This is a genomic window from Spiroplasma endosymbiont of Labia minor (assembly GCF_964019845.1).
Lineage (GTDB): Bacteria > Bacillota_I > Bacilli_A > Mycoplasmatales > Mycoplasmataceae.
The window spans coordinates 398,921-422,423 of sequence record NZ_OZ026465.1 but is presented as its reverse complement, the minus strand read 5'-3'; the positions used below and the strand labels follow the sequence as shown (position 1 = coordinate 422,423).

27 protein-coding genes and 1 tRNA gene are annotated in these 23,503 nt (G+C 25.2%); 2 read left to right on the top strand and 26 right to left on the bottom strand.

Translation table 4 applies throughout. The features are described from left to right. Positions 1 to 49: 49 nt before the first annotated feature. The 7 genes from fib to AACK85_RS02165 all read right to left on the bottom strand — a co-directional run bounded on the left by fib (position 50) and on the right by AACK85_RS02165 (position 7,709). On the bottom strand, positions 50 to 1,585 hold the full coding sequence (gene fib / locus AACK85_RS02195; protein ID WP_338970753.1) for a cytoskeletal motor fibril protein Fib: 1,536 nt from the start codon (positions 1,583 to 1,585) through the stop codon (positions 50 to 52). A gap of 228 nt (positions 1,586 to 1,813) precedes the next feature. Next, positions 1,814 to 2,176, bottom strand: a complete 363-nt coding sequence (locus AACK85_RS02190) for a PCC domain-containing protein (RefSeq protein WP_338970750.1) — start codon at positions 2,174 to 2,176, stop codon at positions 1,814 to 1,816. Between the two features lies 1 nt (position 2,177). Further along, a complete protein-coding gene (locus AACK85_RS02185) occupies positions 2,178 to 3,836 on the bottom strand; it encodes a VWA domain-containing protein (protein WP_338970747.1) in 1,659 nt (552 codons plus the stop codon). 38 nt (positions 3,837 to 3,874) lie between these two features. After that, on the bottom strand, positions 3,875 to 5,386 hold the full coding sequence (locus AACK85_RS02180) for an AAA family ATPase (protein ID WP_338970744.1): 1,512 nt from the start codon (positions 5,384 to 5,386) through the stop codon (positions 3,875 to 3,877). A 45-nt stretch (positions 5,387 to 5,431) separates the two neighbouring features. Continuing rightward, on the bottom strand, positions 5,432 to 6,799 hold the full coding sequence (locus tag AACK85_RS02175; protein ID WP_338970741.1) for a DEAD/DEAH box helicase: 1,368 nt from the start codon (positions 6,797 to 6,799) through the stop codon (positions 5,432 to 5,434). A gap of 83 nt (positions 6,800 to 6,882) precedes the next feature. Next, positions 6,883 to 6,970 (bottom strand) — tRNA-Ser (locus tag AACK85_RS02170). Between the two features lie 13 nt (positions 6,971 to 6,983). Then, on the bottom strand, positions 6,984 to 7,709 hold the full coding sequence (locus AACK85_RS02165) for a hypothetical protein (protein ID WP_338970738.1): 726 nt from the start codon (positions 7,707 to 7,709) through the stop codon (positions 6,984 to 6,986). A 92-nt stretch (positions 7,710 to 7,801) separates the two neighbouring features. On the opposite strand from AACK85_RS02165, the gene ispH reads away from it, so the two are divergent. Next, entirely contained in the window at positions 7,802 to 8,821 is a 1,020-nt protein-coding gene (gene ispH / locus AACK85_RS02160) for a 4-hydroxy-3-methylbut-2-enyl diphosphate reductase (protein WP_338970736.1), read from the top strand. Here the strand turns inward: ispH and AACK85_RS02155 are convergent. From AACK85_RS02155 to AACK85_RS02065, 19 genes are all read right to left on the bottom strand, one after another. Further along, positions 8,818 to 9,609 carry a Nif3-like dinuclear metal center hexameric protein gene (locus AACK85_RS02155; RefSeq protein ID WP_338970734.1) on the bottom strand — a complete coding sequence of 264 codons (792 nt, stop codon included), beginning with the start codon at positions 9,607 to 9,609 and terminating at the stop codon, positions 8,818 to 8,820. The two genes, ispH and AACK85_RS02155, sit on opposite strands and share 4 nt — an antisense overlap. After that, on the bottom strand, positions 9,593 to 10,300 hold the full coding sequence (locus AACK85_RS02150) for a class I SAM-dependent methyltransferase (RefSeq protein ID WP_338970731.1): 708 nt from the start codon (positions 10,298 to 10,300) through the stop codon (positions 9,593 to 9,595). The genes AACK85_RS02155 and AACK85_RS02150 overlap by 17 nt, the downstream gene beginning before the upstream one ends. Before the next feature lie 5 nt (positions 10,301 to 10,305). Further along, a complete protein-coding gene (locus AACK85_RS02145) occupies positions 10,306 to 11,706 on the bottom strand; it encodes a sigma-70 family RNA polymerase sigma factor (RefSeq protein WP_422397539.1) in 1,401 nt (466 codons plus the stop codon). Further along, a complete protein-coding gene (gene dnaG, locus AACK85_RS02140) occupies positions 11,675 to 13,585 on the bottom strand; it encodes a DNA primase (RefSeq protein ID WP_338970725.1) in 1,911 nt (636 codons plus the stop codon). Before dnaG ends, AACK85_RS02145 begins: the two co-directional genes overlap by 32 nt. Positions 13,586 to 13,597: 12 nt before the next feature. After that, a complete protein-coding gene (locus AACK85_RS02135; RefSeq protein WP_338970722.1) occupies positions 13,598 to 14,971 on the bottom strand; it encodes a glycine--tRNA ligase in 1,374 nt (457 codons plus the stop codon). An 86-nt stretch (positions 14,972 to 15,057) separates the two neighbouring features. After that, on the bottom strand, positions 15,058 to 15,834 hold the full coding sequence (gene recO, locus AACK85_RS02130) for a DNA repair protein RecO (RefSeq protein WP_338970720.1): 777 nt from the start codon (positions 15,832 to 15,834) through the stop codon (positions 15,058 to 15,060). Then, complete coding sequence (gene era, locus AACK85_RS02125) at positions 15,834 to 16,742, bottom strand: GTPase Era (protein ID WP_338970718.1); 909 nt, start codon at positions 16,740 to 16,742, stop codon at positions 15,834 to 15,836. Before era ends, recO begins: the two co-directional genes overlap by 1 nt. 15 nt (positions 16,743 to 16,757) lie before the next feature. Further along, positions 16,758 to 17,909 carry a hypothetical protein gene (locus AACK85_RS02120; RefSeq protein ID WP_338970715.1) on the bottom strand — a complete coding sequence of 384 codons (1,152 nt, stop codon included), beginning with the start codon at positions 17,907 to 17,909 and terminating at the stop codon, positions 16,758 to 16,760. 15 nt (positions 17,910 to 17,924) lie between these two features. Then, positions 17,925 to 18,602 carry a hypothetical protein gene (locus AACK85_RS02115; protein WP_338970712.1) on the bottom strand — a complete coding sequence of 226 codons (678 nt, stop codon included), beginning with the start codon at positions 18,600 to 18,602 and terminating at the stop codon, positions 17,925 to 17,927. A 35-nt stretch (positions 18,603 to 18,637) separates the two neighbouring features. Beyond that, on the bottom strand, positions 18,638 to 19,027 hold the full coding sequence (gene cdd, locus AACK85_RS02110; RefSeq protein ID WP_338970710.1) for a cytidine deaminase: 390 nt from the start codon (positions 19,025 to 19,027) through the stop codon (positions 18,638 to 18,640). 8 nt (positions 19,028 to 19,035) lie between these two features. Continuing rightward, positions 19,036 to 19,437, bottom strand: coding sequence for a diacylglycerol kinase family protein (locus AACK85_RS02105; RefSeq protein ID WP_338970707.1), 402 nt, complete (start codon positions 19,435 to 19,437; stop codon positions 19,036 to 19,038). After that, complete coding sequence (ybeY, locus tag AACK85_RS02100) at positions 19,427 to 19,930, bottom strand: rRNA maturation RNase YbeY (protein ID WP_338970705.1); 504 nt, start codon at positions 19,928 to 19,930, stop codon at positions 19,427 to 19,429. Before ybeY ends, AACK85_RS02105 begins: the two co-directional genes overlap by 11 nt. 26 nt (positions 19,931 to 19,956) lie before the next feature. Next, a complete protein-coding gene (locus AACK85_RS02095; protein ID WP_338970702.1) occupies positions 19,957 to 20,328 on the bottom strand; it encodes a hypothetical protein in 372 nt (123 codons plus the stop codon). Further along, a complete protein-coding gene (locus AACK85_RS02090; protein ID WP_338970699.1) occupies positions 20,328 to 20,873 on the bottom strand; it encodes an ATP-binding cassette domain-containing protein in 546 nt (181 codons plus the stop codon). Before AACK85_RS02090 ends, AACK85_RS02095 begins: the two co-directional genes overlap by 1 nt. Positions 20,874 to 20,911: 38 nt before the next feature. Further along, on the bottom strand, positions 20,912 to 21,133 hold the full coding sequence (locus AACK85_RS02085; RefSeq protein ID WP_338970696.1) for a hypothetical protein: 222 nt from the start codon (positions 21,131 to 21,133) through the stop codon (positions 20,912 to 20,914). A gap of 41 nt (positions 21,134 to 21,174) precedes the next feature. Next, positions 21,175 to 21,345 carry a hypothetical protein gene (locus AACK85_RS02080; protein ID WP_338970693.1) on the bottom strand — a complete coding sequence of 57 codons (171 nt, stop codon included), beginning with the start codon at positions 21,343 to 21,345 and terminating at the stop codon, positions 21,175 to 21,177. 156 nt (positions 21,346 to 21,501) lie between these two features. Continuing rightward, positions 21,502 to 22,026: a hypothetical protein gene (locus AACK85_RS02075; RefSeq protein ID WP_338970691.1), complete on the bottom strand. Its 525-nt coding sequence runs from the start codon at positions 22,024 to 22,026 to the stop codon at positions 21,502 to 21,504. Continuing rightward, positions 22,020 to 22,382, bottom strand: a complete 363-nt coding sequence (locus AACK85_RS02070; RefSeq protein WP_338970688.1) for a hypothetical protein — start codon at positions 22,380 to 22,382, stop codon at positions 22,020 to 22,022. The genes AACK85_RS02075 and AACK85_RS02070 overlap by 7 nt, the downstream gene beginning before the upstream one ends. Positions 22,383 to 22,437: 55 nt before the next feature. Then, the gene (locus AACK85_RS02065; RefSeq protein ID WP_338970686.1) at positions 22,438 to 22,998 is read right to left on the bottom strand and encodes a DJ-1 family glyoxalase III; all 561 of its coding nucleotides are present in this window, start codon (positions 22,996 to 22,998) and stop codon (positions 22,438 to 22,440) included. A 68-nt stretch (positions 22,999 to 23,066) separates the two neighbouring features. Between AACK85_RS02065 and AACK85_RS02060 the strand changes: the two genes are divergently transcribed. Further along, positions 23,067 to 23,492 carry a hypothetical protein gene (locus AACK85_RS02060; RefSeq protein WP_338970683.1) on the top strand — a complete coding sequence of 142 codons (426 nt, stop codon included), beginning with the start codon at positions 23,067 to 23,069 and terminating at the stop codon, positions 23,490 to 23,492. The last annotated feature ends 11 nt before the right edge of the window (positions 23,493 to 23,503 follow it).

The following is a 23,503-nucleotide window of genomic DNA, read 5'->3' as shown; positions in this document are numbered from 1 at the left end:
TACAATATTTTAAATAAAAAAAACGATTCAAAATCGTTTTTTAAGATTATTATTCGTTTTTCAAACGAACAGTAACTTTGAATGAACCAACTTTAATTGGGTCATAATCATTTCTTGTAATATCAACAACTGTATAAGTGTCTTGTCATGATTTTTTGTAGTTTGCAAAGATAATATTTTTATTTGAACCTGATTTAGTTTCAATAAATACCGGAATTTTGCGATTTTGCAATGCTGGAATTTTTAGATAAACTATTATTTTTGCAAATGGAGATTCAATATTTTCTAATTCTTTATTTAAGAATTTTGCAAATTCATTAACTACTAAATCACTACCAAATTTACGTGATTCAACAAATTCATGTGAAGTATTATGTGTAATATAGAATGAAATTTGTGCATCACAAGTTACAAGTAAATGTTTTTTAGAAGTTGTTGCTCCATCGTAAGCATATAACGATTTATCTTGAGAACGATCAGCTATAGTTTTTGCTAATTGTTTTGCAACTTCTTCAATTGCGAAAACTCTTTCTGCTTTAATATCATATTTAGCTGATTTATTTCATAATAATTCATCATCATTAACATGAATATTTTCAAGGAACATTATTTTTTTCAATCATTTTTTTGGTGCATGTTTTCATTCATCTTCACCTAAAATAACTTTTGATGGTCCCTCATCATCAATTTTTTGTCTCATAACTTCAACAATATCTAAACCTTCTGGTGTACCACCTTTTTTGTCTAGCATCATTAACGATGGGCCTAAACCTGAAATCAATTGTGCAGCGTTTGGTTTAAAGCGAGTTACTCATGAATCATGTTCTACTTCGAACAATTCATTAATAACATCTAATTCTTCTGCAGTTGATTTATTAAAGTCCAAAATTAATTTTGAAGATAATAAATTAAATAAACGTGCAAGTAAGTATTTTAAAGTATTAGTTGTTTCATAAATTTTAAATTTATGCAATGGATCATTATCTCATGGAGATAATGCATTATTATACATAATTTTCAATGCCAAGAAATTAACTGAAGATTTTTTAGCAACTTGTGCAAGTGCTCCTGCTTCTGTATCAATTACATCAATAGTTTGACCATATTTATCAACCATTTCTTTAAATTGTTTTGAGTTATAAATTAACATATCAGCAGTACCTACAATACCATCTGAAACACCTAATTTAAAGTTTTTAATAGTGCTTACAAATTCAGTATCGAATTGAAATGCTTCTGGTTCGTGAATAATTTGTCCATATTTAATATCTTTGAATACAGTTAAATCTGCATCGCGATAAATAAATTTTGTTGAAATTACAGTATCTGTTGTATCAAATTTATCATTTGTAGATAATGCTAAATCAACATTAATAATAGTTTCTAATCCTGGATATTCTTCCATTAAATAAGTGATTGCCATCGCAGCATTAGCTTTACCATACCCGATTGTTGCAATTACAAATATTTTTCCGTGGAATTTTAAATGTTGAATAACCATATTACGTCATCAATATTTTTTAACTGTTCTAACATCTTTACGATCTCTAACAGTAAAATATGCAGTTGAGATAATTCCTATCATTATCTGTTCACCTCATTTTTCCTATCTTTGGCTCTCGCAAAACGTTTTATGCGAATTGCAATGCTATAATTATTATACTATGAATTCTTTTTAATAAACAATGTTTTTAAAAATAATAAAGATTAACACTTATAAGTTGTTTTAATTTTAGTAACTTATAAGTGTTAATCTTTATTTTTAGAAATATCATATTTTTCTATAAAATAAATAAAAAAGAGAAAATAAATTCTATTCTGTCTTCAAAACATTAATTGTTATGTAAGTATCCATTCAAGCAACTCCTGCAATGAAATGACCACCTGATTGATTAAATTCTTTATCAGTAATTTGCATATGAATATGTCATGATCTATTAGAAACAAATCCAGTAATATTGTTTATTGTAATTAACTCTTCATAAACTTGTTTATTGTAAAATAATGGGTCAACTTTTTCCATTGCACCCAGTTGTAACATACTAGAATAACCAAAGCCAGAAACGATACCATCAATGATTCCATATGTACGAATGGTTTTTTCTAAAGATTCTGTAATACTGTCACCATTATTGATTGTGACTACTAAATAACTTCCTTGTTTTTTTATTTCCATATTATTCATTATCCTTTTTCAATTTAGCTTCTTCGGTTTTTAATATACGAGATAATTCTTTTTTTGATAATTTATTCGAATCAACATGAGCTCTTGTTCTTTTTTTATTTCTAATGACATTTAATTTTTCTGTTTCTTTATTTTGATGCGAAAGTTCTTCATCTGTTAATTGATGTAAGTTTCTTAAAGTTTCATTTAATGATTTAATTATTTGTTGTGTTGCATTAGGATCATTTGGGTCATAATACATTACATTATCAAAAAGTTGTTGTGTAATAATATTTGGCATTGTACCAACTATTAGAGAGTGAAATCTATTATAATTTTGTTTTAATTCTTGCACTGATTTCAATAAATCATTTGACCAATCACTCATCATGAAATCGGAAATCATCATCAAATCTGCCCTTTTATATTCTTCCTTTTTCATTTTTTCAATTGCTCTTACAAAAGCTGGTTTAGCATTTGTTGTACCGTAAAATGATTTAGCTAAGAATTTAGTGAAATTAATAATTGAAAAATCTTCTGATTTAATTTCGTATTCTTCTACATCAGATGAAGCAAAATTAATCACAATTACTCTTCTGTGTTCTTTTAAAGAAATTTTTATAATCGCTATTGCTAGTGCTTTTGCAATGTATTCACCAGAACCTTCCATTGAAGATGATGTGTCAATACACAATAAAAATGGACCTCTTTCTAATGGAATTGGGGCTTCATATTCAACTTCTTCTACTGTTGGTTCTATTATTTTTTCTTTTGAATTAAATAAAAATGACTGTAATTTACTTTCTGCAAATTTCTTATAAAAAATAGGTTGTAACTTTTGATTAAATAAATACGCCATTTCAAACGGTAAGACACGTTCTAAATTTTTTGATTCTGTAATACCTACAATTTCTTCTGGGTTATAGGGTAACATAACTTCTGTTTCGTAATGTGTAATTTCTTCTGTGATATTAATTTCCATTTTATCATCTTCACCATTTAAACGGCCTAATAATTCCGCAATTTTTAAAATTGAAGGATCTTTATACATAAATTCGGAAAATCTAATAATCGCATCTATATTTAAATTTTTTAGTTCATCTTTTACATTGGCAACATAGCCAAATACATCATACATAGTTTTATAAATTTTTGTGTATCTACTGTAGTTTTTGATTAAAGAATAAACTTCTACTAAATAGTTATAACGTAAATCCTCAACAGTTTTTAAACGATAATCTATTATTCTTTTTGTTAACATAAAATTTCAATTTTTAAAAAATTCTGTAAATCAATTATTTTCAAGTAAATCTGATGCTTCTTTTAATTTTCATCTAAAATTTTCAACATAAGTTTGAAATGGCGAATCAAAAGAAATGAATTTTTGATAAACATTATTAATACCGTTAACTAAATCTGTTTCTGTAAATTTTTCTGATAAAAAATTAAAATAAATTATTTCATCGTTAATTGCTTTTGGTAATTTTATTTCTCTATTTACAGATTCCACTCTATCATCATAAAATGAATTTATTTTATTATCAAATTGTTGGGCAACTCATTCATGATTTTTTCTGAACTCTTCAAAAGCAGTATTATGCAAATCTTTTTGACGTAATTTCAAAATTTCACGTTTATATTCATTCATAACAACTTTATCATCAAATGCCATAATAAAACTGCCTCCTTTTGAAATGTCAATACTCTAAATTAAAATTCCTCTTCGTTGATGTTTGAATTTGATGTTACCTTACGACTTGATGAATTTAAAGAAATATCAAATGCTTTTGCAATTTGTTCTTTATAGGTATGATCAAAGAAAATACAATCCTCAGAAGTATATTTTTTATATGCTTTATACATTTTTGCAGAAATTTCTTTAACTTCTTTTTCTAAACTTTCCATCTGTACATTTAATTGTTCAATTTTTTTATTATATTCAACTGGATTTTCATTTGTTAAAACAGCTTTTTGGTTTATTGAGATTAAATTAATTTGATCTCCTTTATGAAATTGTGCATCAAAAGTTTCTGCACCTGAATATCTATTTAAATTAGCACCAAAATAAATATTTATTTTTAAAGAACTATCTGGAACTGAAACCAATTTATTTCAATCAGATGCTAAAATCAGCGCAATTTGTTTTTCCTGTGGCACGTTTTGGATTTGAATCCTGTAATATGTGCCTTGAAGTTTACCTCTAAACGGATCCATAAATGGTGTTAAACGTAAATATTGAGTTTCTACTTGATCAATTTGTACTGCAAGTTCTTCAACTTTATTTAATAATGTTTGCTTTTGATTACGTCACTCAGAACCGAATTTTTCTAAAAATGCTTGTTCAAATAATTTTGTATAATCTTGATATTCCATTTCATTATTTCAAATACAGTGAGGAATTATAAATATATCAGGTATATCTGCTGTCATTCTTCCGTTAAAAAATGCGGATGTTTTAATTAATTCAGATATTTTTTTTCATCTACGATCTGAAATATAGGCTTCACCGTTAGTCGCAAGTTGCAATTTATTTCTAAAGTAATGAATAAAATCAATTACATCACGTGATAAATTCACTTGCTGGCGTTTTTTTCTTCAATCATCAAGTTCTTCTGCAGATATTTGCAAATTTGAATCAACAGAAACATCCAAAGGTGAATCTCCATTAATAAGTTGTTCAAAATTTTCTTTATCTTTTAAACCTTCAACAACATATCTGATGATAAAACGATCAAATAGAGCCTCAAGCCCTTCTCCTTCTGCTGGTAATTCATTAGATGCTGAAATCAATAAATGAAGTGGCACTTTAATATCTCTACCTCCATTTCTAAAAATTTTTTCATTAATAACTGTAAGAAGTGTATTTTGAATAGAAGGCCCTGCTTTTCAAATTTCATCTAAAAAACCTATTTCTGCCGTTGGTAAATATCCAGTAATAATTCTTTCATAAACGCCGTTTTGCAAACCTTTAATATCAATTGGACCATAAATTTCTTCTGGCGTTGAAAATTTATTCATCAAATATTCAAATATATTTGCCTTTTTTAAAGCGAATTTCATACGTCTTGATATAAGAGATTTTGCAATTCCTGGTTTTCCTAAAAGAAAAATAGATTCATCACTTAACAAAGCAAGCATCGCTAATTTAAATATTTCTTCTTTTTCATAAATTTTATATGAAATTGCATTTGTTAATTTTTCTATTCTATTTGTAATTTCCATATTTTACCTCTTTTAAGCATTCTTAATTATTTTACAACATTTCCCTTATTCAAGAAAAATTTTTTTACGACGTTCTTTATATTTTTCTTCTTTAATTTTTTTAATTGATTCTTTTATATGATCTCTGCGAACTTTTCGATGTAATTCATCAATTTCTGATTTTCTTTTCTTTTTATATCCTGGTTTTATTTTTTTTCCTTTAAATTTACCAATAATTTTTTGCTCTTGTACACTTGTTTTTGAATTAATGTTTTTATTGTTTTTTGTTAAATTCTTTTTAATGATTTTGTTATTATTCAAATCAAATTCATTAAATTTAATTCCAAAATCTTTTATTTTTTTTATTAAATGTTCATTTTTATAATTTGAAAATATATAAGAATAACCTTCATTTGATCCTTCTCTTCCGGTTCTTCCTGAACGATGAATATAAAATTCTAAATTTTTTGGTAAATCCAAAGATATGACATGGCTAACGCCTTTAATGTCTATACCTCTTGCTGCAAGATCGGAAACCACAATATATTTAAAATCATTATTTTTAATTCTTTTAATCATCATATCTCTTTGACGATTTGATAAATTGCCATGAAGTTCGCCTACTTGATTAATACCATTTTTATGTAGTAGTTCTAATACTTGTGCGATTTCTTCTTTCTTATTTACAAAAATCATTGCAATATAAGGGTTTAAGTTAACTAATAATTTATCTAATGTTTCTAAATTAGACTTATTTTTTGTCCAAATTAAATTATGCGATATTTTTTGATTAATTTTTTCGTTTTTAACTAAATCTATAAGTAGTGCATTTTTTATATATTTATTTATAAAACTTTTTATCTTATTTGAAATTGTAGCTGAAAACATCGATATTTCTAAATTATTTAAATTCATTTTTGAAAGCAAATAATCAACATCATCTATAAAATCTAAATTGAAAATCATATCACATTCATCAATTACAATATATTTAGCAGTTGTTAATTTTAAAATTTTTTGATCATACATTTCTTTTAAACTTTTAGGTGTTCCGATAATAATTTGTGATTGATTTTTTTCTAATGCTTTTATTTTATTATCGTCCATACTGCCTGAAATTATTAAACTACATGTTAAAGCCGCATTAAATTTTTTAATTTGCATAATGTTTCCATAGAGTTGTTGCGCTAATTCTCTAGTTGGTGACATAATTATAAATTGAATTTTATCTTTCAAATCAAATTCTAAATTGTTAATTATTGGTAAAATAAATGAATGACTTTTACCAGTACCTGTATTTGCCAATCCTATTACAGGATGATGTTTTTTAATTAATGGAATAACTTCTTTTTGAATATTTGTAGGTGTTACAAAATTTAAATCATTTAACGCATCGTTTATAAACTTTTTAAAGCCAAAATCCTTAAATTCCATAATATCTATTCATCCCTTCATTTTATCTAACTGTCTAATTGTAACAATAAAACCTTGCAATAAATACAAGGTTATTTTTATTCTGGCGGAGAATCAGGGATTCGAACCCTGGGTCCTGTTACAGACAACGGTTTTCGAGACCGCCACATTCGGCCACTCTGTCAACTCTCCAAAAAATAGTTAACTATTTATTATTCTTTATCTTTTTTTGTTTTTCTTCATACATTAAGGCTTTCTTATTTAATCTCATTTCTTTTTTTTGCATTTTTTTAACAAGGCGTTTTTCTCTTCAATTTGCTAATAATTTTGATATTTGTTCAATAATTCAAATCATCAAGATACCTAACGTTCAAATAAACCAAATCAAACCTATGAAAGTTGCAATAATAATACAAATACTGCCAGTTCCTGATACATGATTTGAAAAATTATCATTTGTAATTGAGGATGCATTTACTATAATATTTAATCAATTCATTCCATTAAAAGAAAATGCGTACAAAATAAACCCAATTATTAATAACACAGCGGCAATAAACATGAATGAAAAATATCTTGATCAAAATTTTCATCTTACGACATTTGGAAATTTATTAATTATTTTTTCATCAATTATATAATAAATTATCAATATCACAAATGGAGTTATCAAAATACACATTGGCGTATATCCCAAAATACTTCCTGCTCTTATTAAAGCTGTTGCTGCAGTGCCGGCATTATTCGGTACATAAAGATTTTGAACACCTTTTACAAAGACTTGAAATCCGGATAATGCATTATTTGGTACTAAACCAGCAGCAAGATAAGCAATTGTCATAAAAATAAACATGCAAATCATTGTAAAACCAATTCAAAAGATTTTTCAAAGTTGTCTATTTAATTTTAAATTAGCAAAAAATTTATTCATTAAACTCATAAAAATCTCCTAACTAATTACTTATTTTATTATAAAACATTTTATTGCGATGTAAAATATATTTGAATATAGGTGTGATAAATATGAATGTGATAAAAATTGTTCCACGTGGATACTGTATTGGTGTAATAAAAGCAATACAAATGGCCAAAACAGCAATCAAGAAATTCAATTATGAAAATAAAGATGTCTATATGATTGGAAATTTAGTTCATAATAAATATATTGTAAATGCTTTTAAAAAATTAAACGTAACTATAATTGAGGAATTTAATAAATCTAGAAATGAAATTGTTTCAATGTTACCAAATAATTCTGTTGTCATTTTTTCTGCACACGGAACTGCACCAGAAGTTATAAAAATATGTGAGAACAAAAATATCACAGTCGTTAATACAGTGTGTGAATTTGTAACTATAACAGAAAAGCTTATTTTGGAAAAACTCAACCAAAATTATGAAGTTATTTTTATTGGTGTAAAAAATCACCCAGAAACTATTGCATTAACTTCACTTGGATGTGAAAATATAAATTTCAAAGTTAGTAATCAAAAACAAAAAATAGATTCAGCATTTTTTAATCAATTAAAAAGACAAGTAAGAGCAGAAATGGCAAAAGAGAAAAAGCCAGTGCACTTAATACAAAATTCATATGACATTATGAATTTAAAAATTGATCAGACCAAAAAAATATTTGCTACAAACCAAACGACATTATCAATTTTAGAAACAAAAAACTTATATAAATTACTAAAATTGAAATTTCCAAATATAGAAATTAAAAATGATATATGTGATGCGGCCGAAACAAGACAACAAGCTATCTTAAATTTAGATAGCAATAAAATTGATTTAATGATTGTTATTGGTGATTCAATTTCAAATAATACAAAAAAATTGAAAGAAATAAGTATTTCAAAAAATATTCCAACAATAAGGATAAATGATTTATACGAATTAAATTTAAGTATTTTGGAAAATATTAATAACGTTGCAGTAACGGCCGGAACTTCAACTCCAAGCCAAGTTCAAAAACAAGTTATTGATTTTTTAGAACAATATCCAAATTGTCAAATTCCAAAAAAACCTGAAATTATTTTTTAATAATAAATAACTTGATTACCAATATCAAATGTTTCAACAATTAAATCATCTTTAAATTCTTTTTGTAATTTATTTTTAATATCATAAATAAAATAATTTTCCATGTAATGACCGAGTGTAATCAAATTAATAAAATTATCTTGAGCGTAAACAAAATCATTTCATTTGGCTTCGCCTGTTACAAATGTAGTATTTTTTAAACTCAATCCACTCATTTCAGATGATCCAGAACCGGATAAAAAATAAATTTCATTAACTTCTGTATTTAAATCTGTATTTTTAGAAGTTTGAAAATTGCTTAATTTTAATTTTTCTAAAAATTTATTAATAATCGTTACAAGTTTGGTATTAGATTTAAATTTGATTTTAGAACCTTCGTTATTTTCACCAAATTTTTCATATGTCTCTAGTTCACCAAAATCGTTTTTAATAAAATGAGCTAAAAATTGATTTGAGGATGCATCATAATTTGTATGAATAGAAAAAACTTGTAAACCTGCCTCAGCCGCAATTGAATAAATTGTTTTTTTAGCCGGAGATTCCATTTCAGTTTTCATATCATTAAAAATAAATGGGTGTCTCGAAATAATAAAGTTTATATCATTTGCAATTGCATAGTCCATAGCTTCTCTGTTAAAATCCAAAACTACTAATATTTTTTTTATTTCATCAATATCAACATTATTAAAGGATTCGGCAATTTGAAAACCAACTTGGTCTCATTTCGCTGCTGTATTTTGTGGAAATAATTCGTTTAGAAACGCAATTAATTTATTTTGCTTTACCATATTTAAGCTCCTTATTTATATATTTTCCAATTATTTTTTTTAATTTTGTATATTTTTTAAAATTCAAATTATCATTTGGAATAGTTGTTAATAATTTTGTATATTTTTCTTCCTCAAGAATTCATTTTTGTGTAAATAAGCGATTATCTTTACTTGTTTTTCTTAATATTGGCCCAAAAAATAAATCCTTGTAATTTTTTATTTTTTTTCCTGCATATTTATTTACTTTGATTAATTCATAAATAATTTCGTTGTCTAAAATTAATTTCTCATCTTCTATAAAATATTTTTTATTTTTTACTCATTTTCTTATTTTAAAAGCATCTGTATTAGGCGATAGAATGAAACAGTCAATAAATTTACTATCATTTTCTAATATTTTTAATATAGTTGTTGTACCCATTCCAGCAATAATAACGCTCGAAATGGAAATTTTTTTATCTTCAATTCATTTTAATCCATCTGCTTTTATAGCCTCTACAATATGTGCAACTCCAAAATTTCTGATATTTGTTTTTGTTATTTCATATGGCCCATCGTTTAATTCTGTTGCAAATATTTTTTTAACTTTAGCTGACTTTGCCAAATAAATTGCAAGATAAGCGTGGTCAGATCCAATATCTGCAATAATATTTTCGCCATCACTTACCATATTTGCAATTGCAATCAATCTTGATGATACAATATTCAAAATAATTATCCCTTAAAGAAATCCTTTAATATTTTTGCTTTTGGATTGGCAGCTGTTGGTTTAAATTTTCTAATTGTTTTTGCTTCGATTTGTCTAATGCGTTCACGTGTTACTTTTAGTTCATGCCCAACATCCTCTAAAGTTTTTGGTGTGTCATATTTTGAAATTTGAAATTGAATAGATTCATTACGTAATGATTGAACAGATTCAATTGGAGTATCCAAATGAAGTCCAAGTTCATAGATTGCATCATGCAAATCATCTGCCAAATCATCATCACACTCATCTGCCAATCTTGCAAGAGTTCTAATTTTTGTGGGTAAAATACCGAATCTCATGCGAACAACTTTTTCTTCACGTGGTGCAAGAATTTCTGCAAATAAATCATCAATAACTTCTCTTAATGATTCTTTTTCAGCATAATCATCTGGTGATGAAATATCTTTATCTTCCACAAAATCTCCAAAATGTGTATCATCTTCATCACCAAATGGTTTTTCAAGAGATACAGGTTCTACAGAAAGTTTTTTAATTTCAACAACTTTAGCTGTTGTAATACCGTCTCCATAACGTTTTGCAATTTCCTTTGGAGATGGTTCTCGTCCTAATTCTTGCGTTAGTTGTCTTTCTATTCTTGTCAATTTATTAATAGTTTCAACCATATGAACTGGTATTCTTATTGTTCTTGCTTGATCTGCAATCGCTCTTGTTATTGCTTGTCGTATTCATCAAGTTGCATATGTTGAAAATTTAAATCCTTTTTTATAATCAAATTTATCAACTGCTTTAATCAACCCAATATTTCCCTCTTCAATTAAATCTGCAAAATCTAAACCACGATTTAAATGTTTTCTCGCAACAGAAATAACCAATTTTAAATTTGATGTGATTAATTTGTCACGGCCAGCTCTTTTTTCTTCTTCATCACCAGTTTCAATCATTTTTGCATAAATTACTTCTTCTTCTTTTGTTAAAATTTTTGAAGAACCTATTTGATTAAAGTATGCTTTAATAATATCTTGAATTTTAGTGTCATTTGAAATTCCACCAACACGATATTTAGTTTGTGAATTTGGTACTTGATTTTTTTTTGCTGAATCCAACGCTAATGAACGTTCTTTAAAATCATCAGCCAAAGTTTCTTCTTCAACTTCTTCTGTTAATTGTTCTAAATCTGATTCTTCTATTTCTTCATCAGTGAAAATAACGTTATTCGCCACTAATTCTTGCATTAATGAATCAAGTTCATCTTCTTCGATATCTGAAAAAGATTTTTGTGCAACTTCTATTATATCTTCTTGAGATATTTCATTATCATTTTTAATAATATACGCTAATAATTTTTCTTTAAATTCGTCTCACGTTTCGTAGTTCTTAATATTTATTGCCATTTTTTGTATCCTCATACTTTCTTTTTAGATTTCTAAATTCTTCATCTTTTGAAATAATTCTTCTAAAGACAGATTTCTTTTTATCATTTGAATTTGAATCAATGAATTTTTTTGCCAAATCATTTCGTTCTCTTTTGATAACATACTCCTCTAATTTTAAAAAGGCGTCTTTCATTCCTTTTTCAGAAGAATATTTTTTTGGTAGTGGTATATTTTGAATTTCTTGCAAATTTTCTTTATATTTTTCGCTATTATTTTCAATTATTTTGTATATTGATGCATAATCATTTGATTTTAATTCGCCATTAATGTAAGCATCTATAATAATTTTTGATATATTTTTTTTTATTGGGGAAATGAAATTCTCTAGATTTTTATTTACATATTCACTAAAATCAGAATTGTTAATTAAATTTCACACAACATCATTTTCTGCTTTTCTATATACATGGGCAGGTATATTTATTCAAATTTTATTTTCAACAGTTTTATAAAACTGTTGTTCAATTGAATTATTGCTTTTATTTTCAATATTATTGTCTATTATTTTTGGATAATCATTTTTAGATGGAGTAATTTTTTTATCTGCATCAAATGGTATTTTATATTCTTGAATTTTTTTTAAAATTAAATTTGCCGAAACAGTAAGTTTAGATGATAATTTATTGACGACACTGTCAATAATTAAATCATCCTGAATATATTTGATAATATCAATTATTTTATTTAAATACTCATCACGATGTTTAAAATCACTAATATCAATATTTTTTTCATAATAATTCATTGCGTAATTTATTGGATGTTCAGCATCATTAATTATTTCTTTTAATTCTTCATGCTTATTTAAGCTAACAAGTTCATCTGGATCATTTTCTGTTAAATTATTGACAATGCTGACACTTATATTTGCTTGTAATAGTTTTTTTGCAATTTCTATCGCAGCTTTTACTCCCGGTTTATCACCATCTAAAAAAATTCTTACTTCATTTGTCATTGATTTTATAATTTTTAATTGAGTTTGAGATAAATTAGTGCCCATTAAAGCAACAACATTATGAATTCCAATCTTATCTAATGCAATTACATCCATGTACCCTTCGAGCAAAAGAATATACTTATCTATTTTTGCATAACGTTTTGCATTATTTGCGTTAAATAAATAATTTGATTTTTTAAATATTAACGTTTCTCTTGTATTTAAATATTTAGGCGAATTATCATTTTGCTCTTTATAAATTCTTCCTGAAAAACCAATTATATTTTCATCAATATCTTTTATAGGAAATATAATTCTATCCATAAAATAATTATAAATATTTGAATCTTTAAGTGTAACTATACCAACATCTACAATATCTTTTTGCAAATGATTTTTGGAAATTAAGTTTTCTAAAATTTGAGCATTTTTATATGAAAATCCTACATTTCATTTATTAATTTGTTCATTTGAAAATCCTCTTGCAAATAAATATTTTTTTGCCTCTTCGCCAATTTTACTGTCTAGCATAACTCTAAAAAATAAACTCGCATCTTCATTTATTTTGAAATATTCAATTTCTGAATTAGAATATTTTTTAATTACACTAATATTGTTAAATTCGGTTGTCTCAATTTTATACATTTCAGTCAAAAATTTTAAGGCATCATAAAATGACATATTTTTAAATTCCTGTATAAAAGTAATTGAATTACCGCCACTTCCGCAAACAAAACATTTATATATCTTTTTTACTGGTGAAATGTGCATGGAGGGATTGGTATCACTATGAAATGGGCAAACAGAAAGATAGTTAGATCCCTGTTTTTGTATTGTAATAAATTTAGATATTACTTCAGCTATATTTGCTCTGTTAATAATTTTATCGATTAATTGCTGAGAAATTTTAGCCATTCAAACACCATCCTATTTTAATTTCTGTTCCAAATAATTTTTTAATTCACTTATTAAAATTCTTTCTTGCTGCATTGTATCTCTTTCACGAACGGTAACTTTTTTATCTGCTTCTGAATCAAAATCAATTGTAATACAATAAAGAGTTCCAATTGCATCTTGTCTTCTGTATCTTTTCCCGATGTTACCTGTAATGTCGTAGACAGCATCAAAATCAGTTAATAATTCATTAAATAATTCATATGCCTTATCATTTTGCTGTTTTTGTAATGGAATGATTGCGATTTGATATGGTGCTAATTTTTTTGGTAATTTAAATACAATTCGTTTTGTTCCATCATCTAATAATTCTTCAACATAAGATTGTGAAAAAATTGCTAATAATAATCTCTCAACACCAACAGATGGTTCTATAACATTCGGTAGGTATTTTTCATTTGTATCTGTGTCCAAATACATTAGATTTTGTTTAGATCCATTTTGATGGGCTTTTAAATCAAAATCACCACGATGAGAAATTCCTCAAAGTTCACCTCTACCAAATGGAAAATCAAATTCTATATCTACTGTTTTTTTTGAATAATGTGATAATTCTTCACGTTCGTGATGCCTTATATGATATTTTTTTGAATCGAGGTTGATTTCTTCATTTAAAAAAATAATAACTTTATTTAATCAGTATTCAAATCAATCTTTACTATCATTTGGATTAAAAAAGAATTCTAATTCCATTTGCTCAAATTCTCTTGTTCTAAAAATAAAATTACCTGGTGTAATTTCATTTCTAAAAGATTTACCCATTTGGCCAATTCCGAAAGGAATTTTTTTCCTAGTTGTTCTTTGTACATTTTTAAAATTAATAAAAATTCCTTGAGCAGTTTCTGGCCTTAAATGAACAACACTGCTATCATCTGCAATAACACCTTGATATGTTTTAAACATTAATTCAAATTTTCTTATATCTGTATAATCTAGTTTTCCACATTTTGGACAATTTATCTTATTTTCCAAAATAATTGCTTTTAATTGTTCTAAAGTGCAACCACTAATGACGATATTTGGCAGATTTTCTTCGATTAATTTATCTGCTCTGTATCTAGCCTTACAATTTTTACAGTCTATTAAAGGGTCATTAAAATTACCGATGTGACCAGATGATTTTCATACATTGTCATTTAATATAATAGAACTATCTAATCCTACATTAAATTCATTTTTTTTAACAAAATATTTTCATCATAATGATTTCAATTTAGATTTTATTTCAACACCAAGTGGTCCATAATCTCAGCTATTTGCAAGACCACCATAAATTTCAGAACCTTGAAAAACAAATCCTTGACTCTTTAAATGATTAATTAATTCATCCATATTTTCTATAGACATACTACCTCCAAAAAAATAGGTCGATATTAATCGACACATTCTATAATTTATTTGAATGAGTCGATATTGTCAACCCATTATAAGTGTTATTTTTTATGATCGTTTTCGTTTATTAAGTCATAGAAAATAGATTGTTTTAAAATTTCTTTTTTACCCACTATTTTCAAACCTACATTTGCATCTATAAAATTAAAAAGAAATAACAATAGCTTAAGAATATTATCTATTAAAAAATTTATATCTTGATCCAAATGCTTATTATTTTGCAAACTTAAAATTAAAGCAACAAAATCCAAATCTATATTTGTATAATTATCTACACAATTTATACAAAGTAATCCATTCGTTTTAAAATCGAATTTTCTAAATTGATTTTTTTTAAAACCACAATTCTGGCAAAAGCTTAAATCTAGATTAATACCAAAATTAAATAAACATTTATGTAATCATCAACAATAAACATATATAGAATAATATCTGTCAGCTAATTTTTCAATACTTAAAACTGTTTGTTCAAAAAGCAATTTATTTTTTTCACCTGGACTAAAATTATAATAAATTATGCCTATTATACTTGATGCATAAACGTAACTATTATAATTTAAAGAAATATCAAAATTGTTTTTAATTAAATAGCCTGTCTTTAATTTGCTTAATTTATTAACATGATTTGTTTTAAAAATTTCAAATTCAGAAAATGCAAATAATTGAATTGAAAATCTGTTTTTACTTGTAATTTTGTTAACTCCTTTTGCTAATAATCCCATTTTGCCATATTTATCAGAGTAAATTGTTATCACTTTATCTTGATCATCAAAATTTTGAGTATTTACTACGATTCCAAAAATTTTAACGATAGACATTAATAACTGTCTTTACCATAACCCAATTTTTTTATCAAACTGGGGCTTTGTCTTCATTTTGGTTCAAAAGTAACAAATGTATTCAAATGAACTTTTGTATTAAATAATCTCTCCATTTCCATACGGGATTTTATCCCTATTTCTCTAATCATACTGCCGTGTTTGCCTATTAAAATAGCTTTTTGAGAATTACGTTCAACAATTATTGAAACTCTTATTTTCATCTCTTTTGAAGTCTCTTCAAACTCTTCTACCAAAACTGCTGTTGAAAATGGAACCTCATCTTCTGTCAACAATAAAATTTGCTCTCTTACAATTTCTTTAATCAGAAATTTTTCTGGCTGGTCTGTTAGCATATCATCTGGATAAAATTTTATACCATTATTTTCTACAGGTAAATTTTTGTAAATAACATTTTTTAACATAGGCAAATTATAATTTTCTAGAGCAGATATAACAACAATATCTTTCACATTCATATTCAAATCTAATCATTGTTGTTTTTTTGTTTCCAATTTTTCTAAACTAACTACATCAATTTTTGAAATAACTAAAATTATTGGCTTATTAATTTTTTTTAACTTCTCAACAATTGCCAAATCGTTTTTACCAATATTTTCATTTGCAGGAACAACAAATAATATAATATCTGCACTTGAAATAGAACTGTAAGCAATTTTATTCATATAACTTCCCAAATTAGTAAAAGGAGTATGAATTCCTGGCGTATCCATAAAAATCATTTGATAATCATCATTTGATAATATTCCTAAAATTTTATTTCTTGTCGTTTGAGCTTTTTGTGTTACAATTGATATTTTTTTTTGTAATAATTGATTTAATAACGTTGATTTGCCAACATTTGGTCTACCGATTATCGCAATAAAACCTGATTTAATTTTTTCCATCTTAAATTTACCTCTCTAAATTGAATTTTCATAATTTGCTTTTGCCTGTTCTTGATTATTTAAATAATCCTCAAATTGATTTTCTTGATTAAATGGGTCAATTACAATTGCTTTAATTTCATTTTTATTTCGCAATGACCATCAAAATCTAATTGTAGCATCAAAACTACCAAATCATAAGAAAATAACTACTGCATATAAATAATAAAATCAATTATTTGATTTTCATGCTTCATTTTGTAAAATATAAAATACATAAAAAGATAGAGCTGTAAAAAATAAAAATATCACACCAAAAAAAATTAATGAAAAGAAATTAAATGGAATAACATATGAGCCTACATACATTAACATTCCAAAAATTAACATTGTATAAATCATAGGATCAAAATTAAATGTAAAAAAATATTTACAAATTTCAAGACCCGATGAAAACATTATAGAAAAAACTGAAACCGTTATAATAGTGATTCTTGCTTTAATTTCACCTTTTGAAACTCACGTTTTAAAAATGAAACCATTTTCTTTATCATTTGTTTTACGATAATTATCTATACGGATTCATTCACGATGTCATTGATTTATACCTTTAAATATTCCAGATATTGGAATGAAAGAAATATTTGAAATCAAAAAGGCGAATATTCATATTCATTGTTTTTGCAAAACTTGTAAAAAATCAATATCGCCTACTCGACCAACCAATCCCATTCTTTCAAGAATAAATAATGTACAAGAAATTTCAAATAATTCACCAATAAATAAAATATTAAAGATTGTTGTAAAAATTGTTACAGATTTACCCATAGTTTGATTTAGCATTACAATCATTACATAAATAATGAGAAACAAATGATAACAAGCAAAAGAGGCAAATAATAAAATTACCTGTTTTTGCATCTCAATTGCATCTAGTGTTTCTTGTGTTGGATTTGTATTATATAGTGAATCAGCATCAAAATTTAAAGCGACTCTATAATAAATAAATAAGCCAATAAAAATTAAATATAGAGGCACTAAAATTGTTGCATAACACAAAGTTCTAATTCTATAAATATAGTCTCCTTCTGAAACTATTTTTACATTTTGAGATTTAATGAATCTTTTCGTATACATGTCTCCTATAAAAGAATTAACTAATCTATTTGCAAACATTTTATTGTCCATTATTACACCTCTTTTTTAAAAAAATTGATTTAATATTATTAAAAAGAAACCGAAACCTAAAATAGAGATTTCTGATCAATAAATCAATCTGAAATCATTTCAAACTAATTGTTTTTTTGCTAAATTTATTTGCCTAACATCATCGTTTAATGTTTTTTTAACACTAAATCATTGAAAATATTTTAAAAGTACTGTGAAAAAAATTACAACAATTAACAATAAAATTATAGCTCCTAATCCATTATCACTTTCCATTTTCCCGTGAAAGAAAAATCTGGGTACATCTAAAAGCGATGAAATTATAGAAACAGAAATAAAAATAAATCACACAAGAAAGTTTAATCCAGATTTGTTAGAAATACTTCTGGCAATTTGATATTTGGCTGTATTTTCATTAAAATATCAAATTAAATCGCGCTTATTATAATCCATGGCTTTATTAAAAATTGTTAAGGCATAATTCGGATCTCTAAATAGACGTTTTCTGTTAATACCTTCCAATTTGCCATTAATTCTAATATCAAATTTCAATTTCTCAAATAATTTTTTGCCATCAACTTTTGTAAATAAACGCTGACGTAAAACTTTTTTATGTATAACCGAAAAAATAGCTGGTGCAAATCACAATAGAAACAATCCAAATATAGATAGAACGTCAGTAACTAACGTATTGATTGAAAAACCCACTGACATATAAACCCCCATTTAATTGATTGTATTTGACAAAATTAATTCAAATTAGTAAAACTTAATGGCAATAATTCTGAAATATTTGTTTTTATTTTAAAATCATATTTATTATATATGTAAATTGGTATATTTGGATTCAAAAATTCCACCAAAAACTGACGACATTGACCACAAGGTGCACCGATATTTTCTGAAATTGTATACAAATGTATTTCTTTTATTTTATCTGGATTGTATCCTTTGGTTATAACTTGCGATACCGCAGTACGTTCTGCACACATTCCAGAAGGAAAAGCCGCATTTTCTACGTTTACGCCACTTATTTCTTGACCATCCTGTAAAACAACTATACAAGAAACATTAAATTTTGAATATGGGCAATACGCATTATCTTTTAATTTATTTAATTTAACAAAATATTCTTTCATAATTCCCCTTAAAAATAACCTTGTATTTTTTCAACTAAATGTGGCAACAAAATTAAAAAACCAATTGCCACCGATATTAATGCATTTATTATACTTGCAGCAGCTCCAATATCTTTAATTTTTTTTGCTTTAATATTATATTCAAATGATAATAAATCAACAAAATTTTCTATTGATGTATTGACAAATTCAAAACCAATTACAACACCAATAGTTAAAAGTAAAAGCGCTCACTGATCATAACTTAGCACCAGTCAAATACCAAGTGCAATAACCAAAATAATCGCAATCAAATAGACAATTAAAGACGATTCCTCTTTAAAAGCTATATAAATACCTCTTGACGCATTTAAAAATTTGTTTTTTGTTTTAGAGATACCTTTTAGTTTTTTAACTCTTTTATTCTCCATAATGCATCAAGTAATCCTTTTCATCAAATTTTATTTCATAATTTATACCACATTTTTTTAATATTTCATTTTGCAATTTAAACATTTTTTCTTGTTCTTCTAAATCATTTTCATGATCATATCCTAGTAAATGTAAAAGACCATGAATAATTAAAAAAGCCATTTCGTCATCAAGCGTTGTTCCGTATCTTTTTGATTTATCTTCAGCCACTTCTTTGCAAATCATAATATCACCAATATCATATTCAGCAATATCTTTCATTATTTCTTCTGGAATATTTGTTGGAAAAGAAATAACATCAGGTATATAATCTTTGTTTCTATATTTTTCATTTATTTTTTTAGCGTATTTTTGTGTAACGAATAATATGGATATTGTAATTTCATTTTTTAATTTTAAATATTCACACGCAAAATTGAAATATCTACGATATTTTTCTTTTCATATATTCATATTTTTATGTGTTTTATTAATGAAATTTATATTACCCATATATTCCTCCGCAGTTAATTATACAATTAAAAAACAACTTTAAGCAAATATTGTAATATATTTTCTTCTCCTACATTTGCTAATGCAGATAGCATCGTTGCATCTTCTAATTCGTGATTGAATTTTCGAATAACTATAGTTTCATCATAAATTTCAAATTCATTTGAAAATATATATGTTTTATCATTATATTTAGTTACAATTTGTTTAATAAAATTAATAGAATGGATGTCTTTTTTCTCTAAAAATTTGAATGATAATACATCTTGATTTTCTAAATTAATATGAATAATAACTCCAGATAAATTATTTTCTACATTAATAAAAAATAACACGATAACAGATAATAATAAAATGAATAATGAAAATATTAATAAAAATCAATTTTTTATTTTCATTATTTAATTTCTCACACATCATCAAATAAATTAATATTTTCCATGTCATGATCACAATATATTATCAATTTATTTTTCTTTTCAACAAGTAATATTTTTAATAACATTGTTTTTAATTTGCCTTCAACATTAGATAACGATTCATCGATAATATAAATATCTCTTTCAATGAATAAGAGTGATAAAAAAGAAATTATTTGTCTTTGACCTTTGCTCAAATTTGATCCATTATTTATTATAGGGCTTTCCAAAGATAATTTATACATATTCATTAACTCATCAAGTTTGTGTTCATAAAAATAATTATAATTAAAAGTTGAATTTGCATCCATAAAATTATCAATAACTTTACCTGCATACAAATAATCAAATTGATCTAAATAAATTATGCTTTCATTTGATAAATTTGTGACTAAGTCATTATTAATAGCAATATTACCCTCATAGTTATTATATAGACCTGCAATAATTTGTAACATTGTAGATTTTCCAATTACATTCATACCAAAGACAAATGTATTTTTTGTTATATTTTTTGAATTCATTTTTAATATTTCAACGTTATTAATTCATTTACGAACATTTAAAATTCTGAGACTGAAAATTTTTTATCATTATTCTTTATAATTTCTTTTTTTTGATTAAACATAATTGTTAATTCATTTAAATATATATTAATTTCTATTTTTGACATAATAATTTCTTTAATGTCATCACTTAAATTAACAATATAATTTCCCAATAATGAAAAATAAATTAAGTCAGAAATCAATATTTCATTTTTTGCAATTCATAATGATGACATTATAAAAACAACCAAAAACATTATTCTGTGAATAATAGAACTTATAACATTTCGAAATAATATTTTTTTGAAATATTTAAATTACCAGATTCTATTGAATCAAATTCTCTCATAATTTGTTTATTCATAATTTGTTGATGTTTTTTTGCTCTCACAAATTTTTGCCCATATACTAAATCTTGCATTTTTATATTAAATTTTTTTTTGATCATATTCTAGCAATTTTATATTATTTTTTATTTTAATTTCAAATAATAATGATATTAAAAATATTTCACAAAATGCAAATAGCGCGATTTCCATTTTTAATTTTGCAAATACAACAAATGTTAAAATGGAAAATATAAAATCATTTGGAATTTTTATTATTACAAATATTTCAAATGAAATAATTTTTTTGATTTGCGCAATTTTTTGAATTCATAAGTCATAAGTCATAAGTCATAAGTCATAAGTCATAAGTCATAAGAAATTTTATCGTATTCCTCATTTGAAATATTTGTAAATCAATTTAAAAAAATTTTTATTGCATCTCTATAAATTACATTAGAAATACTTTTCAAAATCAATTGTATTATACCGTTTAAAATAATGTGAATGAAATATATTATCGAAAAACCAATAAAAATTGACTTCAAATTATCCATAAATAATATAGATACATTATTCATGAAGCATCTTACAAAATCATTTAAAAATAATAATGTAACATTAAGCATAATTTGCAATATGAATGTAATTAAAAGATAAAACTTTTTTGTCTTTAACAAACTGCCTCATGGTTTATATTTTTTAAAATAATCTCTTGGAGATTTTCTTGTATATACCTTGTGTTTTTTCTTCAAAATTAACACTCTTCCAGCATACATAGCTTCTAATTTGTTTTCTAGCATTCAAACAATGAATTTATTTGCCGGATCTGCAACTTCAAATTCTTTTGTAAATTTATTTTTTTCAAATATATATACATAATGGGATTGACCGACTTCATTTGTGGTAGCAAAATGTAGCCATTATTTTTATTCCAATCTATTATTTCTCTAAAATTTGATTTATAACCCACAGTATAGATATCATATCTTTCAACTATTTCTTTTATTTCTTCAAAAGAAAATCAATGATCACTTAATTCATTATCTATAATAATATCATTAAGTGAAAAATTTCTTGATGTTAAATGATTTATAGCTGTTGTAATAACAGAAATTCCACAATTAGAATCAGAAGTTTGTTTAAAATTAGTTTTCATAATTAATCTCCAAATAAAAAATATGCCCAAATGACATATTTCAAATTAAAGATAACTAATAATTCATAACAAGTAATTCATGAATTCTCAACATATTTTGTGTATCTGTAAAGTGATCTACAATTTGTAAAGCAAATTGAATTGCTCCTCCAGGAGATGAACCAGTAATAATTTTACCATCTTCAACTGCTGCCATTTGTGGTTTTTTTATTGCTTTATCTAAATATTCAATTGCACCAGGATAATGAGTCACTTCTTTACCATCAGCCAAGCCTAGCATTCCAAGCATTTGTGGAGCTGCACATATTGCAGCTATTAATTTATTTTCACCAGCTTGTTTTATCAATGCATCACGAAGTAATGAAACTTCCATTAAATTTGACACTCCAGGTTGACCTCCGGGTAAAACCAAGCCATCAAAACTACTTAAGTCTACTTCATTTATTAGTTTATCGGCAACAACTTGAATATTATGATTTCCTTTAACAGTCAAATTATCAGTCACAGATATAATTTGTACATCAAATTCTGCTCTACGTAGAACATCTATTGATGATATTGCCTCTATTTCTTCAAATCCTGTTGCTAAGAAAATAGCAATTTTTGTTTTACTCATATAATCACATCCTAATGTTTATTTTATCATTTAAATAATGGTATTATCAAAAAAAGAGGGTTTTATTTATGTCTTTTATCAAAAGAATATTTCAATTAAATAAGTTAATTACTAAAAAGAAAGAAAAATTAAATAATCAAGATAAAAATTACATTGAAAAGCAATTATTTATCAATGATTCACCAAAAGATTTTACAATATATCATTTAAAGACTTTTAAGCAAAAATATGAGAATTTAATTTTTAAACATATTTCAAAGGAAAATATTGCATATGTAATTAGAAATATTAATGGTTTTAATACTTTGGGCTTTATTGAACCAATAGATGTAATTGTTTGCAACCAAAAAAACGAAATTGTCTCAACATATACAAAATTTCTTCCACAAAAATTTACAAAACATTATACTGGTTTTAATTTTTTCTATATTTTTCCTACGGGCATACTAAAAAGATTCGATTTAAGAATTGGTGATATCATAAGAACAAAATAAGATTATTAAAT